This window comes from Bacillus sp. SA1-12 (genome assembly GCF_000981385.1).
GTDB lineage: Bacteria > Bacillota > Bacilli > Bacillales > Bacillaceae > Metabacillus.
On sequence record NZ_LATZ01000009.1, the window covers coordinates 65123 to 82002 of the forward strand.

A 16880-nucleotide genomic window follows, 5' to 3' on the forward strand; every position below is an offset into this window, starting at 1 on the left:
GACTTTGTGAAAAAAATAAGCTTGTTAGGGGCTACTGGTTCAATTGGAATTCAAACTCTTGATGTAATTGAAGAACATCAGGAACAATTTAAGCTTATAGCCATGTCTTTCGGAAGCAATTATCAATCTGGAAGGGAAATCATTAAGAAATTCAAACCTGAATTTGTTGCTGTTAAAGATAAAGAAACTTATGAAACTCTTTTACAGGAGTTTTCCAATGCTGATGTGAAGTTCGGTTATGGTCAAGATGCACTTATTGAAGCGGCCATTTATGATGGAGTGGAATGTTTAGTCAATGCAGTGGTAGGGAGCGTAGGATTAGTTCCAACGTTAAAAGCCATTGAGAATAATATAACAGTTGCTTTAGCAAATAAAGAGACGCTGGTTACTGCTGGTCATTTAGTGACAGAACATGCAAAAAAATATAATGTTGATCTATTGCCTGTTGATAGTGAACATTCTGCTATTTTTCAATGTTTACAGGGGGAGAATCCCAAGGCGATAGAGCGGCTAATCGTGACTGCATCTGGTGGTAGCTTTCGTGATAAAAAAAGGGAAGAGCTTGTAGGTGTTACTGTTGAACAAGCTTTAAATCATCCAAACTGGTCAATGGGTGCCAAAATTACGATTGATTCTGCTACGATGATGAATAAAGGGTTAGAAGTCATTGAAGCTCACTGGCTATTCAATATTCCATATGAAAAAATCGATGTCTTATTACATAAAGAAAGTATTATTCATTCCTTGGTCGAGTTTCAAGACAGCAGTGTACTTGCTCAGTTAGGTACACCAGATATGAGGGTTCCAATTCAGTATGCCTTAACCTATCCAGAAAGATTGCCATTTAATAAGGCGAAAAGGCTGGAATTATGGGAGATTGGCAAATTGCATTTTGAAAAAGCAGATTTTAACAGATTCCGCTGCTTAAAATTTGCTTTTGAATCAGGTAAAATAGGAGGAACAATGCCGACTGTTTTAAACGCTGCAAATGAAGTAGCTGTTGCTGCATTTTTACAGGGACATCTTTCATTCCTGCAGATTGAAGATTGTATTGAGAGGGCGATGGATCATCACGAAAACATCGCAGATCCTTGTTTGGAGCAAATTCAAGAAGTTGATCAACTAACACGAAATTTTGTACAAACATTAATCTCATAAAGGTGGTCATACAAAAATGAATACAGTGATAGCGTTTGTCCTCATTTTCGGTGCCCTTGTTTTTTTTCATGAGCTAGGACATCTTATCCTTGCAAATCGTGCTGGCATTCTATGCCGTGAATTCGCTATTGGATTTGGCCCAAAGATTCTATCCTTTAAAAAGAATGAGACGGTCTATACAATTCGATTATTACCTATCGGCGGATTTGTAAGAATGGCTGGCGAGGATCCTGAAGTGATTGAGGTAAAGCCTGGTCATAATGTAGGCTTGCTTTTTAACCAGGAGAATAAAGTTGAAAAGATTATTTTGAATAATAAAGAAAAATATCCTCAGGCACGCATCATTGAGGTGGAAAATGTTGACTTAGAGCATAGCATGTTTATATCCGGCTATGAGCAAGGCGAAGAAGAGTTTATAAAACGATTTGAAGTCAGTGAAACGTCATACTTTATTGCAGATGGCCAGGAAGTTCAAATAGCTCCGTATAACCGTCAATTCCAGTCAAAAAAAGTTAGTCAGAGAATTGCAGCTATTTTTGCAGGTCCTTTTATGAATTTCTTACTTGCATTTGTCATTTTGTTTGCTTTAGGCTTTATTCAAGGTGCTCCTGTCAATGACCCAAGATTAGGAGAGTTAACAGATGACGGTTCTGCAAAGGAAGCTGGGCTGCTGGAGGGCGATGTTATTCAAACAATTGATGGACAGCCTACATCCACTTGGGAAGAGGTTGTAACCATCATTCGAGATAATCCTGATAAAGAATTAACTTTTGAAGTAGAACGAGCAGGGGATATTCTTACTTTTGAAGTTGTTCCAGAATCGACAAAAGTAGGTGAACAAACGATTGGGCGTATTGGCGCCTATAATCCGGTAGATAAATCGTTTGCCAGTTCATTAAAATACGGTTTTGTTGAAACATATACATGGACAAAGGAAATTTTAATCGGCTTTGGACATTTAGTGACTGGCCAATTTTCAATTGATATGCTCTCTGGTCCAGTTGGGATATATGATATGACAGACCAAGTTGCTGAATCTGGAACCATCAACCTGTTAAGATGGGCAGCATTATTAAGCATCAATTTAGGAATCGTCAACTTATTGCCGATTCCTGCATTAGACGGCGGCCGCCTATTATTCTTATTTATTGAAGCCTTAAGAGGAAAGCCAATAGATCGACAAAAAGAAGGTATTGTTCATTTTATCGGTTTCTCGTTATTAATGCTGCTGATGCTTGTTGTTACATGGAATGATATCCAACGATTATTCCTTTAATATCTTCATGAAAATAGGTAAAAATTCATTTTAAGTATGAGATAAAATAGAGGTGCTCTTAATGAAACAAAGTATGACGTTTATTCCTACGCTTAGAGAAGTTCCTGCTGATGCTGAAGTGAAAAGCCATCAGCTAATGCTGCGGGCAGGATTTATTAGGCAAAACACAAGTGGCGTATACAGCTATATGCCATTAGCACAAAAAGTATTAAAGAAAATTGAACATATTGTGCGTGAAGAAATGGAGAAAGCGGGAGCAGCAGAATTATTAATGCCGGCTCTCCAGCAAGCGGAATTATGGCAGGAATCCGGCCGCTGGTATTCATATGGACCAGAGTTAATGAGATTGCATGATCGCCATAATCGGGAATTCGCGTTAGGTGCAACGCATGAGGAAATGATTACCAGCTTGGTTCGAGATGAGGTCAAATCATATAAACGACTTCCGCTTGCTTTATATCAAATTCAGACGAAATTCCGTGATGAAAAGCGACCTCGTTTTGGTGTATTGCGAGGACGTGAATTTATTATGAAGGACGCCTATTCATTCCATGCAACATCGGAGAGCTTGGATGAAGGTTATGTAAAAATGTTTACAGCTTATCAAAATATTTTCACTCGTTGTTCACTGGATTTTAGAGCTGTTATTGCGGATTCCGGAGCTATGGGTGGGACTGATACCCATGAATTTATGGTGTTATCTGATATTGGTGAAGATACAATTGCTTATTCCGATACGTCACAATATGCTGCAAATATTGAAATGGCACCTGTTATTTCAGCTTATGAAAAAAGTTCAGAAGAGCTGAAGGATTTAGAGAAAATAGAAACTCCTAATCAAAAGTCAATTGAAGAACTTTCAAATTCCCTGCAGGTGAAAAAGGAATCTTGTATTAAATCTGTACTGTTTAAGGTTGATGATCGCTTTGTTTTAGTCCTTGTTCGCGGGGATCATGAAGTAAACGATATAAAAGTGAAGAATTTTTATGGAGCTTCGGTTGTTGAACTGGCTGACTCTGAAGAGACGAAAACTGTGATGAATTGTGTTCCTGGCTTTATCGGTCCTATTAACGTATCTGAAGATGTAGAAGTAATTGCGGACCATGCTGTTGCTGCAATCGTTAACGGGGTTTGCGGAGCAAATGAGGAGCAATTCCATTATCTAGGGGTTAACATTGATCGTGATGCTGCTGTATCACAATACGCAGATCTCCGTTTTATCCAAGAAGGGGACAAATCTCCTGATGGTGAAGGAATCATTAAATTTGCCAAAGGAATAGAAGTTGGACACGTATTTAAGCTTGGTACTAGATATAGTGAAGCAATGAATGCCACTTTTCTTGATGAAAATGGACGTACACAGCCAATGATAATGGGCTGCTACGGGATTGGGGTTTCAAGAACATTAGCTGCCATTATTGAACAGCATCATGATGAAAATGGTATTGTATGGCCAGAAGCTGTGGCACCATTCCAAATTCATGTAATATCAGTAAACGTGAAGAATGATTCACAGCGTAATTTATCCGAGAAACTTTATCAGGAACTCAGCCAAAAAGGCTACGAAGTTTTGCTTGATGATCGCGGGGAACGTGTTGGTGTTAAATTTGCTGACTCAGATTTAATTGGTCTTCCTGTTCGGATAACCGTTGGTAAAAAAGCGGAAGAGGGAATTGTTGAAGTGAAAATCCGTAAAACAGGTGAATCATTTGAGGTTACCGTTGAAGAGCTTCATGATAAACTGAAGCAAATTCTTGGCAACTAAAAAAGGTTACAGTAGGCTGCAAAGCATGATAAAATAAAACAAGGTAATACCGAGAAGAGGCTGACTCGAAAAATAGACATGACTTTATAACACACTCGTTGTTTATAAAATCCTTGTCTATAACAGGAGGCAGCCTCTTCAATTGTGATTGTGATCATCTACAGGGTGAAATTTCAGTTCTATCAATCATTTTTGTATTTTACTAGAGAATCTAAAAGAAATTAGTAGATGGGGAGGGGAAAGGTAATGGCCATTGATCAAACTAACCAAATCGAACGATTTCAACTCCTGCTACAGCAAATAAACTTAACAGAAGATGCAGCAGTTGTCCATTTTAGAAACGGTTCAATAGCCAAGTTGACTGTTCATAAACAAACAAAAAAATGGCATTTCCATTTTCAATTTGAAAAAATACTTCCTTTTGATGTGTATCAGCTGTTCCACACCAAACTGGCCAAGGCATTTTCTCATATTGCAGATGTTACGTTTACAATTGAATCGCGGGAACAGAATTTCGATGAAAAGTTGATCCAAGATTATTGGTCAATCTGTATTCAGCAAATGGACGGAATTTCTCCGCCAATGCTTGCTCTTTTAAATGAGCAAACGCCATCTGTACAAGGAGTAAAGGTGATCGTTAAAACCAAGAACGATACAGAAGCATTAACGATCAAACGAAAGTATGCACCGCTTATTCAAGAGAGCTTCCAGCAACTGGGGTTTCCAGTTTTTCAGTTAGATACTACTGTTGCAGTAACTGAAGAGGAGATTAAGAAATTCCATGAACAAAAGCTCCAGGAGGATAAGGAAAGAGGCTTGCAGGCATTCGTAGACATGGAGAATGCTGAGAAGGAAGAAGCTAATCCAACTGAAATAACGGGTCCTTTGACAATCGGCTATACGATTAAAAATGATGAGGAAATAAGAACGCTTGCTTCTATAGAGGATGAAGAAAGAAGGATTGCGATTCAAGGATATGTGTTTGATGCTGAAACAAAAGAGCTAAGAAGTGGAAGAACACTCCTCACATTCAAAATTACCGACTATACAAGCTCCATTCTCGTAAAAATGTTTGCGCGAGATAAAGAGGATGCTGTATTGGTACAAGCTGTAAAAAAAGGTATGTGGCTAAGGGTGCGCGGCAGCATTCAAAATGATACCTTTGTAAGAGACTTGGTGATGATTGCAAATGATATCAATGAAGTGAAAGCAATTGAGAGAATCGATCAATCACCTGAAAATGAAAAACGGGTTGAGCTCCATTTACACTCACCAATGAGCCAAATGGATGCCGTAACATCTGTTAGCAAGTATATTGAACAAGCTAAAAAATGGGGACACAAGGCAATTGCTCTAACTGACCATGCCGTAGTTCAATCCTTCCCTGAAGCCTATTCAGCAGGAAAGAAAAATGGGATAAAAATATTATACGGAGTCGAAATTAATTTAGTAGATGACGGTGTACCAATTGCTTACAACGATGATAATCGTTATTTAGCTGACGAAACCTATGTTGTTTTTGACGTAGAAACAACTGGTCTTTCCGCAGTATATGATACGATCATAGAGTTGGCTGCTGTAAAGGTTCGCGGCGGGGAAATTATTGACCGTTTTGAATCATTTGCAAATCCGCATCATCCGTTGTCGGCTACTACAATAGATTTAACTGGTATAACCGATGATATGGTCAAAGATGCACCAAACGTTGATGAGGTGTTGCGTAAATTTAGGGAATGGATCGGAAATGATATTTTAGTTGCACATAACGCCAGTTTTGATATGGGTTTTTTAAACGTAGGTTTTAAGAAACTTCTTGGTGAAGAAAAAGCTAAGAATCCTGTAATTGATACATTGGAGCTGGGGAGGTTTCTGTATCCTGAATTAAAAAATCATCGGTTAAATACTCTTTGTAAAAGATTTGATATTGAATTAACACAGCACCACAGAGCAATATATGATGCTGAAGCAACAGGGTATTTACTCATTAAGATGTTAAAGGATGCTGAAGAAAAGGGCATTATTAACCATAATCAGTTTAATGACAATATGGGTAAGGGGAATGCTTATCAAAGATCACGTCCATACCACGCAACAGTTCTTGCAATTAATGAATTGGGATTGAAAAATTTATTTAAACTCGTATCAATCTCTCAACTTGAATATTTTTACAGAGTACCTCGAGTACCGCGGTCTGTTCTAAATAAATATAGAGAAGGTTTACTTGTCGGCTCAGCGTGTGACAAGGGTGAGGTTTTTGAAGGGATGATGCAAAAATCTCCTGAAGAAGTTGAAGAAATTGCTGCTTATTATGACTATTTGGAGGTCCATCCATTAGAGGTTTACCATCATCTAATTCAATTAGATTATGTGAAAGATGAACACGCCTTACAAGAGATTGTTACGAATATTATTAAACTTGGTGACAAGCTGGAAAAAACGGTAGTTGCAACAGGAAATGTCCATTATTTAAATCCGGTTGATAAAATTTACCGAAAAATATTGATCAGCTCCCAAGGAGGTGCCAACCCTTTAAATCGTCATGACCTGCCAAATGTTCATTTTCGTTCAACAGATGAAATGCTGAATTGTTTTTCGTTCCTTGGAAAAGAAAAAGCGAAGGAAATTGTGATAGATAATACAAATAAAATTGCTGATATGATTGAAGAAATCAAACCAATTAAAGATGATCTTTATACACCAAAAATTGAAGGTGCAGATGAAGAAATACGGGCAATGAGTTATTCAAGAGCAAAAAGCATTTATGGAGAAAATCTTCCTGAGCTTGTTGAGGCTCGCCTGGAAAAAGAACTAAAAAGTATCATTGGTCATGGATTTGCCGTTATCTATCTAATTTCACATAAGCTAGTTAAAAAATCCCTTGATGATGGATACCTCGTTGGTTCACGTGGTTCTGTCGGTTCATCATTTGTAGCAACCATGACAGAAATCACAGAGGTAAATCCGCTGCCTCCTCATTATGTTTGCCCTGATTGTAAGCACTCAGAGTTTTTTAATGATGGTTCTGTTGGCTCAGGATTTGACTTACCTAATAAAGAATGCCCAAATTGCGGGGCGCAATACCAAAAAGACGGACATGATATTCCTTTCGAAACCTTTCTTGGCTTTAAAGGAGATAAAGTACCGGATATCGATTTAAACTTCTCAGGTGAATATCAGCCAACTGCCCACAACTATACAAAGGTTCTTTTCGGTGAGGACAATGTTTATCGTGCAGGAACAATTGGTACTGTTGCAGAAAAAACGGCCTATGGTTATGTAAAAGGATATGCAAACGATCATAATCTCACCTTTAGAGGAGCGGAGGTAGATCGTCTTGTTCAAGGTTGTACTGGTGTTAAAAGGACAACAGGACAGCATCCTGGAGGAATTATTGTTGTGCCGGATTATATGGACATCTATGATTTTTCACCAATTCAATATCCTGCTGATGCAACAGGATCTGAATGGCGGACGACGCATTTTGATTTCCACTCCATTCATGATAACTTATTGAAGCTTGATATACTTGGACACGATGATCCGACCGTCATTCGTATGCTGCAAGATCTGAGTGGCATTGATCCAAAAACAATTCCGACAGACGACCCGGAGGTAATGAAAATATTCAGCGGTACCGAGTCATTAGGGGTCACAGAGGAACAAATTATGTGTAAAACGGGAACCCTCGGAATTCCTGAGTTTGGTACCCGATTTGTTAGGCAGATGCTTGAAGACACAAAACCAACAACCTTCTCTGAACTTGTCCAAATTTCAGGACTTTCGCATGGAACGGATGTATGGCTCGGCAATGCACAAGAGTTAATTCATAATAATATTTGTACATTAAGCGAGGTTATCGGCTGTCGTGACGACATCATGGTTTATTTAATCTATCAAGGTCTTGAGCCTTCATTCGCCTTCAAAATTATGGAATCTGTCCGTAAAGGAAAAGGCCTGACTGAAGAGATGGAAGAGGAAATGAAAAAGCAGGAAGTACCAGCCTGGTACATTGATTCTTGCTTGAAAATAAAATATATGTTTCCAAAGGCGCATGCTGCAGCATATGTTTTAATGGCTGTTCGGATTGCTTATTTTAAAGTTCATCTTCCATTGCTCTATTATGCAGCATACTTTACTGTTCGTGCTGACGATTTTGATATCGAAACAATGGTAAAAGGGTCAACTTCTATTCGTGCCAAGATCGAAGAAATTAACCAAAAGGGTTTGGATGCTGCTCCTAAAGAAAAAAGTTTGCTGACTGTTTTAGAATTAGCGTTAGAGATGTGTGAACGAGGATTTAGCTTCCAAAAAGTAGATCTTTACAGATCCAGTGCTTCAGACTTTATTATTGATGGGAATAGCCTAATCCCGCCATTTAATTCTATTCCTGGATTAGGAACAAATGCAGCCTTGAATATTGTGAAGGCTAGAAAAGATGGCGAGTTTTTATCAAAAGAAGATTTACAACAACGAGGCAAAGTATCAAAAACAATCCTTGAGTACCTTGATTCACAAGGTTGTTTAGATGAACTGCCTGACCAAAACCAGTTATCACTTTTCTAATTTGCATAAAAATGACGGTTATGTTATGCTTTAATTGGAAATGCTAACGATAAGCAGAGGAAAAGAGTGGGGAAACCCACTCTTTCGTATTGTAATCGTCCTCGCAATTCGGATAGTGTAGTACATACCATTCCCTGCTCAAAAGGCAGGGTTTTTCAGCAATTAAAGACAACAAATACAGTTGTAAACTAAGTTTTAACTGTGGAAATCCTATAAGGATAAATTTAAACTTAGTTTTTGTGTCCAGCTCCAGCGCCTAGTTCCTCGATTCTAAGCCACTTTAGAAGTGAAGGCAAAAAAGCACCTTTTATTCTAAAGTGTCTTATGATTGTCGGACCTGTTCAAGGCGCTTACGCTTTTCTAGTAAGGAGGAAGAGAATGAGCAAAAAAGTTACGGAAATTGTCGAACAATTAGTAACGCCAATTTTAGAAGAGATGAAATTGGAATTAGTCGACATTGAATATGTGAAGGAAGGCTCTAGTTGGTTTCTTCGATTATTTATTGATTCTGATACAGGCATTGATATTGAAGAATGTGGAGTCGTAAGTGAACGATTAAGCGAGAGGCTTGATGAATTAGATCCTATTCCACATAATTACTTTTTAGAGGTTTCATCACCAGGAGCGGAGAGACCGCTGAAGAAAGAAGAAGACCTCAAAAAAGCAATCGGAAAACATGTTCATATTAAAACATATGAACCAATAAATGGAGAAAAGACCTTTGAAGGTGTCTTAACTGATTTTGACGGTCAAACAGTTACAGTAACAGTAACGGTCAAGACTAGAAAAAAACAGGTTGAAATCCCTTATGATAAAGTGGCGAAAGCAAGATTAGCCGTTACATTCAACTAGCAAAAATTGTTATCTCCAGGGATCTGGCTTACAAATCCGTTCATGGTCTCATTATCCTGCATATGGATTATTCTTAATCAATACTAAAGAAATATGGAGAAGCAAATAGAATTGTTATTTAGCTTAATTTTTTAAGGGGGAAACCGTTAAAATGAGTAGTGAATTATTAGATGCCTTAACGATATTGGAAAAGGAAAAGGGCATTAGCAAGGAAGTTATTATTGAAGCAATTGAAGCTGCATTAATCTCTGCTTATAAACGAAACTTTAATCAAGCGCAAAACGTTCGCGTTGATTTGAATCGTGAAACAGGAACCATGAGGGTTTTTGCAAGAAAAGATGTTGTTGATGAGGTTTATGATCCTCGCCTTGAAATCTCCCTTAGTGAGGCACAAGGAATCAATCCTAATTATATGTTAAATGATGTGATTGAAATGGAGGTTACACCGAAGGATTTTGGCCGGATTGCAGCGCAAACTGCTAAACAGGTTGTTACCCAGCGTGTTCGTGAGGCTGAACGCGGTGTTATCTATAGCGAATTTATCGATCGTGAAGAAGATATTATGACAGGGATCGTTCAACGCATCGATTCGAAATTCATCTATGTGAGCTTAGGGAAAATTGAGGCACTATTACCTGTAAGTGAGCAAATGCCAAATGAAACCTACAAGCCGCATGATCGGATTAAAGTTTTTATTACTAAGGTAGAAAAAACGACAAAAGGTCCGCAAATTTTCGTATCAAGAACACATCCTGGTCTATTAAAGAGGTTGTTTGAAATCGAAGTTCCAGAAATTTATGATGGAACAGTTGAAATTAAGTCCGTTTCTCGTGAAGCAGGAGATCGCTCTAAGATTTCTGTGCATTCCGATAATCCTGAAGTCGATCCGGTTGGTTCATGTGTTGGACCTAAGGGACAGCGGGTTCAAGCAATTGTGAATGAATTAAAAGGCGAAAAAATTGATATTGTCCGGTGGTCAGAGGATCCTATCGAATTTGTTGCAAATGCTTTAAGTCCTTCTAAAGTAGTAGAGGTTCTTGTGAATGAAGAAGATAAAGCGACAACAGTCATTGTTCCTGATTATCAATTATCATTAGCAATCGGTAAGCGGGGGCAGAATGCTCGTCTTGCAGCTAAACTTACTGGTTGGAAAATAGATATTAAAAGCGAATCAGATGCTGAAAAAGCCGGAATTTATCCGCTTCGCTCTTCAGAAGCCGATGTTGATGATGAACCACTTTTAACAAGTGTAACTGATGAACTTGGTGAATAAGAGGTGAAATCACATGAACAATCGTAAAGTTCCTTTACGTAAATGTGTTGTGACAGGGGAAATGAAAGCAAAAAAAGAACTAATCCGTGTTGTCCGCTCAAAGGAAGGCGATGTTTCTGTCGACCTGACCGGCAAAAAAAATGGACGCGGTGCATATATCACACTCGATAAGGAGTGTATTCTCCAAGCAAAAAAGAAAAATATACTTGCCAATCATTTAAAGGCAAATATTGAAGATTCAGTTTACGAAGAGCTGCTTCTATTGGCGGAGAAGGAGAAATAATAGATAACATGAAACAGCAGCAACAATGGACGTCCTTATTGGGCTTAGCAAATCGAGCACGAAAAGTTATTTCAGGAGAGGAACTTGTTATAAAAGAGGTTCGGCTAAAACGGGCTAAGCTTGTTCTTCTTTCTCAAGATGCATCTGCTAACACAATGAAAAAGGTAACAGATAAATGTAAGTTTTATCAGGTCCCCTTTATGATAGTAGAAAATCGCTACCAATTAGGTCAAGCAATTGGTAAAGAAGCGAGAGTCGTTGTAGCGATAAATGATGCAGGCTTTGCTGCAAAGTTAAAAACCTTGCTCGATTAATATTCTTGGGGGTGAACGTATGACAAAAATGCGAGTATATGAATATGCAAAACAAACAAATGTATCTAGTAAAGACATTATTTCTACGTTAAAAGAGATGAATGTAGAGGTTAACAATCATATGTCAACAATTGAAGATGATGTGATTGTTAAGCTTGACAACAAATTTAAAACAGCAAATCAAGAAAAAACAAATAATGAATCAAATCAGAAACCGGGGAAACAAGTGAATAATACAAAACAAAGCAATACAGAAAATGTCAGAGTAAATAATGGAGAAAAACCTGCTAAAAATAAATCTCTAAAGCAAACTCCAAATCATTTAAACCGTGATAATAAAAAGCAAAACCAACCAAATAATCAATCTTCAAATCAACATAAAGGCAAGAAAAATAATAAGAAAAACAAAGGGAATTTCCAACAGCCAATGCAGCCTAAACCAAAAAAGGAACTTCCTAGCAAGATTACATTCACAGGCAGTTTAACTGTAGGTGAATTAGCTTCAAAGCTTGGAAAAGAACCTTCAGAAATTATTAAAAAGCTGCTTCTCTTAGGCACAATGGCAACAATTAATCAGGAGCTTGATAAAGACTCAATTGAATTAATTGCCGGTGAATATGGTGTCGAGGTAGAGGAAGAAATTGTATTCGAAAAAACAGAATTTGAAAAATATCAAGAAGAGGACCGTGAAGAGGATCTGCAGCTTCGACCAGCTGTTGTGACAATCATGGGCCATGTTGACCATGGAAAAACGACACTTCTTGATTCAATCAGAAATACAAAAGTAACTGAAGGAGAAGCTGGAGGTATTACTCAGCATATTGGTGCATATCAAATTGTTGCTAATGATCAAAAAATCACGTTCCTAGATACACCAGGACATGCTGCCTTCACAACAATGCGTGCTCGCGGAGCTCAAGTTACAGATATCACGATCCTAGTTGTTGCAGCTGATGACGGAGTCATGCCGCAAACAATAGAAGCAATAAATCATGCGAAGGCTGCTGAGGTGCCAATTATTGTTGCTGTAAACAAAATTGATAAACCTACAGCTAATCCAGATCGAGTTATGCAAGAATTAACAGAACATGGTCTAGTACCAGAGGCTTGGGGTGGAGATACTATCTTTGTACCTGTCTCTGCATTAACAGGTCAAGGACTTGATGAGCTTCTGGAAATGATCTTATTGGTGACTGAAGTTGAAGAGTTAAAAGCAAATCCAAACAGACGAGCAACTGGTACTGTAATTGAAGCCCAATTAGATAAAGGCCGCGGTTCAGTAGCAACACTTCTTGTTCAAAATGGAACACTTCGAGTAGGAGACCCAATTGTTGTAGGTAATACCTTTGGACGTGTCCGTGCGATGGTAAATGATATTGGCCGCCGTGTTAAAGAGGCTGCACCATCAACACCGGTTGAAATTACAGGTCTAAATGATGTACCTTTAGCCGGGGATCAATTTATGGTATTTGAAGATGAAAAACAAGCTCGTCAAGTAGGAGAAGCACGAGCGCAAAAGCAGCTTGATGCCCAGCGCAGCGAAGGCTCAAAACTAAGCCTAGACGACTTGTTTGAACAAATTAAACAAGGTGAAATTAAAGACATTAATTTAATTGTGAAAGCAGATGTTCAAGGTTCTGTTGAAGCCTTAGCTGCAGCTTTACAAAAAATTGATGTTGAAGGTGTTCGTGTAAAAATTATTCATACAGGCGTAGGTGCGATTACTGAGTCTGATATTATCCTTGCTGCTGCCTCAAATGCGATTGTTATTGGCTTTAATGTCCGCCCTGATAATGGTGCGAAGAAAACAGCTGATGTTGAGGAAGTTGATATTCGCTTACACCGTATTATCTACAAGGTTATTGAGGAAATTGAATCGGCAATGAAAGGAATGCTTGACCCTGAATTTGAAGAAAAAGTGATCGGTCAAGTTGAGATTCGCCAAACATTTAAAGTATCGAAAATCGGTACAATTGCAGGGGCATATGTAACAGAGGGTAAAATCACTCGTGAAAGTGGCGTAAGATTAATCCGTGATGGAATTGTCATTTACGAAGGTGAAATTGATACTCTGAAACGCTTCAAGGACGATGTAAAAGAAGTTGCACGTAACTATGAATGTGGAATCACAATTAAAAACTTTAATGATATTAAAGAAGGCGATATTATTGAAGCATATGTGATGGAGGAAATAGAGCGTAAATGATCGGATATGCAGAATGTGAATGCATCATTTATGATTCACATTCATTAAAAGATAAAAGATCTGTTTTACAAAGAGTATTAACTAGAACCAAACAAAAGTATAATGTGTCAATATCAGAAATTGACTTTCAGGATACATGGCAGCGTACAAAATTCGGGATTGCTGCCGTTAGCTCCAACAAGGTTCAAACTGAAAGGGAATTGCATAGGGTATTGCAATTCATCGATTCCTTTCCTGAAATTGAAAGAACAGTTACTTCGTTTGAATGGTTTTAATGAAGAGGTGATGACATGAGCTTAAGAGCAAACCGTGTCGGCGAACAAATGAAAAAAGAATTAGGCGATATTATCGGCCGAAAAATAAAGGACCCGCGTATAGGCTTTGTGACAGTAACAGATGTGAATGTATCTGGTGATCTGCAAATTGCAAAGGTGTATATCTCTGTTTTGGGAGACGAAGAACAAAGACAAAATACGCTAAAAGGATTAGCTAAAGCAAAAGGCTTTATTCGCTCAGAAATCGGCCAGCGCATCCGACTAAGAAAAACACCTGAGATTCAATTCGAATTTGATGAATCAATCGATTATGGAAATCGTATTGAAACACTTATTCATGAATTAAATGTTCAAAATAAAGAGGAGGATTAACTCCTTTTTCAAAGAGGCTGTCTCAAAAGGGTCTAACCCCTCCATCAAACATCGATATAGGAATTTACAATCGTTTAGTTCCTATATATTGTGTTCGAGGGGTTTGACCCTTTGGTTTTGAGACAACCTCTTTCTATATTCATGAAGGTTATAGCTGCCATAGGAGGTCTTTAAAATGGAAGGTGTGCTATTATTAAACAAACCTGTTGGTATGACATCACATGACTGTGTGGCAAAAATGCGCAGGCTTGCTAAAACAAAAAAAGTTGGTCACACGGGTACACTTGATCCAGATGTAACTGGTGTATTGCCAATATGTCTTGGTAAAGCTACAAAAATAGTTGAATATTTAACAGCAGCTTCTAAGACATATGAAGCTGAAATAACCATTGGGTCTTCTACCACCACGGAAGATGCTTCAGGTGAAGTGGTAGAAAGAAAACCTGTAAATAAATCCATTTCAAAGGAAGAGGTTAATCAGGTTCTAAATGCGATGATTGGTACAATTGAGCAAATACCACCAATGTATTCTGCTGTAAAAGTGAACGGAAAAAAGCTCTACGAGTATGCTAGAGCGGGTGTTGAGGTGGAACGACCTGCACGAAAGATTACAATTACTGAATTAGTGCTTATTAGCGACATAACTAATGATGCCGATTTAACTAAATTCAAATTCCGTGTCACTTGTTCGAAGGGTACCTATGTTCGGACGCTGGCTGTAATGATCGGAGAAAAACTTGGATACCCGGCCCATATGTCACATCTTATTCGCACAAAATCCGGACAATTTCATCTGTCTGATTGTTTAACCTTTGAGCAAATTGAAGCTGCGATTGAAAATGGTACACTTCAACGGGAATTACTGACAATAGGTCAAGCATTAAAAGATTTGCCGAATCTAGTTATCCATGATACGCTAGCAGAGAAAGTAAAAAATGGAGCAGTACTTAATTTGCCTGAACCATTTCAAGACATTGAGGCAGGCTCTCCTATTGCCATTTATTCTGAGGATGGCCGCTGTATTGCAATCTATTCTAAGCATCCTGCCAAGCCGTATCTAATGAAGCCGGTGAAGGTGCTTTATAATGAAACTTAATATGTTATAAGTGAGAAAAGGTGAAGTGACCGTGAAACTAATAAAACTGTCTCAACCACATCATTTTAGCAAGAATGATTTTGATGAAATGGTGCTTGCATTGGGGTATTTTGATGGTGTTCATAAGGGACATCAGAAAGTGATCCTAAAAGGTAAAGAGATTGCTAAACGACTTGGGATGAAGAGTGCCGTCATGACTTTTAATCCACATCCGCTTGTTGTCCTGCGAAACCAAAAGGAAATTGACTATATTACACCTCTTGAAGAAAAAATACAGTTCATCAGACAATTAAATGTAGATATTTTATTTGTTGTAGAATTTACAAAAGATTTTGCAGCATTATTGCCACAGCAATTTGTTGATGACTATATTATCAACTTAAATGTTAAGCATGTTGTTGCAGGCTTTGATTTTACATATGGTCATTTAGGAAAGGGTACGATGGAAACATTACCTTTCCATTCCAGGGAGCAGTTTTTGCATACAACAGTAGAAAAGCAGACTGACCGTGACAGAAAAATTAGCTCTACACTTATTCGTGAGGTTATCAGAAGCGGTGATGTTTCATATGCAAACAGACTTCTTGGAAGGCCTCACACTGTAACCGGAACAGTTATTCATGGTGATAAACGAGGCAGAACAATCGGTTTTCCAACAGCGAATATAGATGTACCAGATGTTTATTTAATACCTCCAACTGGTGTATATGCTGTTTCCGTATTGATTAGTGGTCAAGAGTTTAAAGGTATGTGCAATATTGGCTACAAGCCTACGTTTAACAAAGAGAAGACTGCTAAGCCAAGCATAGAAGTAAATATTTTTGATTTTCAACAGGACATTTATGATCAAATTGTCTCAATCTCATGGTTTAAACGTATAAGAAGTGAACAAAAGTTTAATAATGTAGATGAGTTAATTGGACAAATAGCTAAGGATAAAGCGGCTGTTGAACAATTCTTTGGACAAAAAACCGTTTAGTCCTTGCAATTTGATTTAAATAATAGTATCCTAATTGATGTAACTTAAAACCATTGCTTGGCAAATCGATTCACCAACGTTTGCTCGGTAATCGGGGTTTTTTGAAATTAAGGAGGTGAAAAGGATGGCTATCACACAAGAACGTAAAAACGAACTAATTTCTGCTTATAGAACACATGAATCTGATACTGGTTCACCAGAGGTTCAAATTGCTATCCTTACTGAGGACATCAATAACTTAAACGATCATTTACGTGTTCACAAAAAAGACCACCATTCTCGTCGCGGTCTATTAAAAATGGTAGGTAAACGTCGTAACTTATTAACTTACCTACGTAATAAGGACGTAACTCGTTATCGTGAGTTAATCAACAAGCTTGGTTTACGTCGATAATACCTTTAAAAGCGGGATTTTTTCCCGCTTTTTTAGTGTATTTAAATATAAATAGGAAAAAATGATATAAGCCA

14 protein-coding genes are annotated in these 16880 nt (G+C 38.0%); all 14 read left to right on the forward strand.

Annotated features, from left to right (window positions below; all coding sequences use genetic code 11):
- Positions 1 to 6: 6 nt before the first annotated feature.
- Positions 7 to 1158: a 1-deoxy-D-xylulose-5-phosphate reductoisomerase gene (gene dxr / locus WQ54_RS08300; protein ID WP_046514739.1), complete on the forward strand. Its 1152-nt coding sequence runs from the start codon at positions 7 to 9 to the stop codon at positions 1156 to 1158.
- A 16-nt stretch (positions 1159 to 1174) separates the two neighbouring features.
- Entirely contained in the window at positions 1175 to 2434 is a 1260-nt protein-coding gene (gene rseP / locus WQ54_RS08305) for an RIP metalloprotease RseP (protein WP_046514743.1), read from the forward strand.
- Positions 2435 to 2495: 61 nt separating this feature from the next.
- Positions 2496 to 4199 (forward strand): proline--tRNA ligase, encoded by a 1704-nt coding sequence (locus WQ54_RS08310; protein WP_046514744.1) that lies wholly within the window; start codon positions 2496 to 2498, stop codon positions 4197 to 4199.
- A 252-nt stretch (positions 4200 to 4451) separates the two neighbouring features.
- Positions 4452 to 8762 (forward strand): PolC-type DNA polymerase III, encoded by a 4311-nt coding sequence (locus WQ54_RS08315; RefSeq protein ID WP_046515048.1) that lies wholly within the window; start codon positions 4452 to 4454, stop codon positions 8760 to 8762.
- Positions 8763 to 9140: 378 nt separating this feature from the next.
- Positions 9141 to 9614, forward strand: a complete 474-nt coding sequence (gene rimP, locus WQ54_RS08320; protein WP_046514747.1) for a ribosome maturation factor RimP — start codon at positions 9141 to 9143, stop codon at positions 9612 to 9614.
- Positions 9615 to 9765: 151 nt separating this feature from the next.
- Positions 9766 to 10887, forward strand: a complete 1122-nt coding sequence (gene nusA, locus WQ54_RS08325) for a transcription termination factor NusA (protein WP_046514750.1) — start codon at positions 9766 to 9768, stop codon at positions 10885 to 10887.
- Positions 10888 to 10900: 13 nt separating this feature from the next.
- Entirely contained in the window at positions 10901 to 11170 is a 270-nt protein-coding gene (gene rnpM / locus WQ54_RS08330) for an RNase P modulator RnpM (RefSeq protein WP_046514754.1), read from the forward strand.
- Positions 11171 to 11178: 8 nt separating this feature from the next.
- Entirely contained in the window at positions 11179 to 11484 is a 306-nt protein-coding gene (locus WQ54_RS08335) for a YlxQ family RNA-binding protein (RefSeq protein WP_046514756.1), read from the forward strand.
- A 19-nt stretch (positions 11485 to 11503) separates the two neighbouring features.
- Positions 11504 to 13690, forward strand: a complete 2187-nt coding sequence (gene infB, locus WQ54_RS08340; RefSeq protein ID WP_046514759.1) for a translation initiation factor IF-2 — start codon at positions 11504 to 11506, stop codon at positions 13688 to 13690.
- Positions 13687 to 13965 carry a DUF503 domain-containing protein gene (locus tag WQ54_RS08345; RefSeq protein ID WP_046514762.1) on the forward strand — a complete coding sequence of 93 codons (279 nt, stop codon included), beginning with the start codon at positions 13687 to 13689 and terminating at the stop codon, positions 13963 to 13965. Before infB ends, WQ54_RS08345 begins: the two co-directional genes overlap by 4 nt.
- 15 nt (positions 13966 to 13980) lie before the next feature.
- On the forward strand, positions 13981 to 14337 hold the full coding sequence (gene rbfA / locus WQ54_RS08350) for a 30S ribosome-binding factor RbfA (protein ID WP_046514765.1): 357 nt from the start codon (positions 13981 to 13983) through the stop codon (positions 14335 to 14337).
- A 175-nt stretch (positions 14338 to 14512) separates the two neighbouring features.
- Positions 14513 to 15433, forward strand: a complete 921-nt coding sequence (gene truB, locus WQ54_RS08355; RefSeq protein ID WP_046514768.1) for a tRNA pseudouridine(55) synthase TruB — start codon at positions 14513 to 14515, stop codon at positions 15431 to 15433.
- 31 nt (positions 15434 to 15464) lie between these two features.
- Positions 15465 to 16412, forward strand: coding sequence for a bifunctional riboflavin kinase/FAD synthetase (gene ribF, locus WQ54_RS08360; RefSeq protein WP_046514771.1), 948 nt, complete (start codon positions 15465 to 15467; stop codon positions 16410 to 16412).
- A 124-nt stretch (positions 16413 to 16536) separates the two neighbouring features.
- Positions 16537 to 16806, forward strand: coding sequence for a 30S ribosomal protein S15 (gene rpsO / locus WQ54_RS08365; protein ID WP_046514774.1), 270 nt, complete (start codon positions 16537 to 16539; stop codon positions 16804 to 16806).
- The last annotated feature ends 74 nt before the right edge of the window (positions 16807 to 16880 follow it).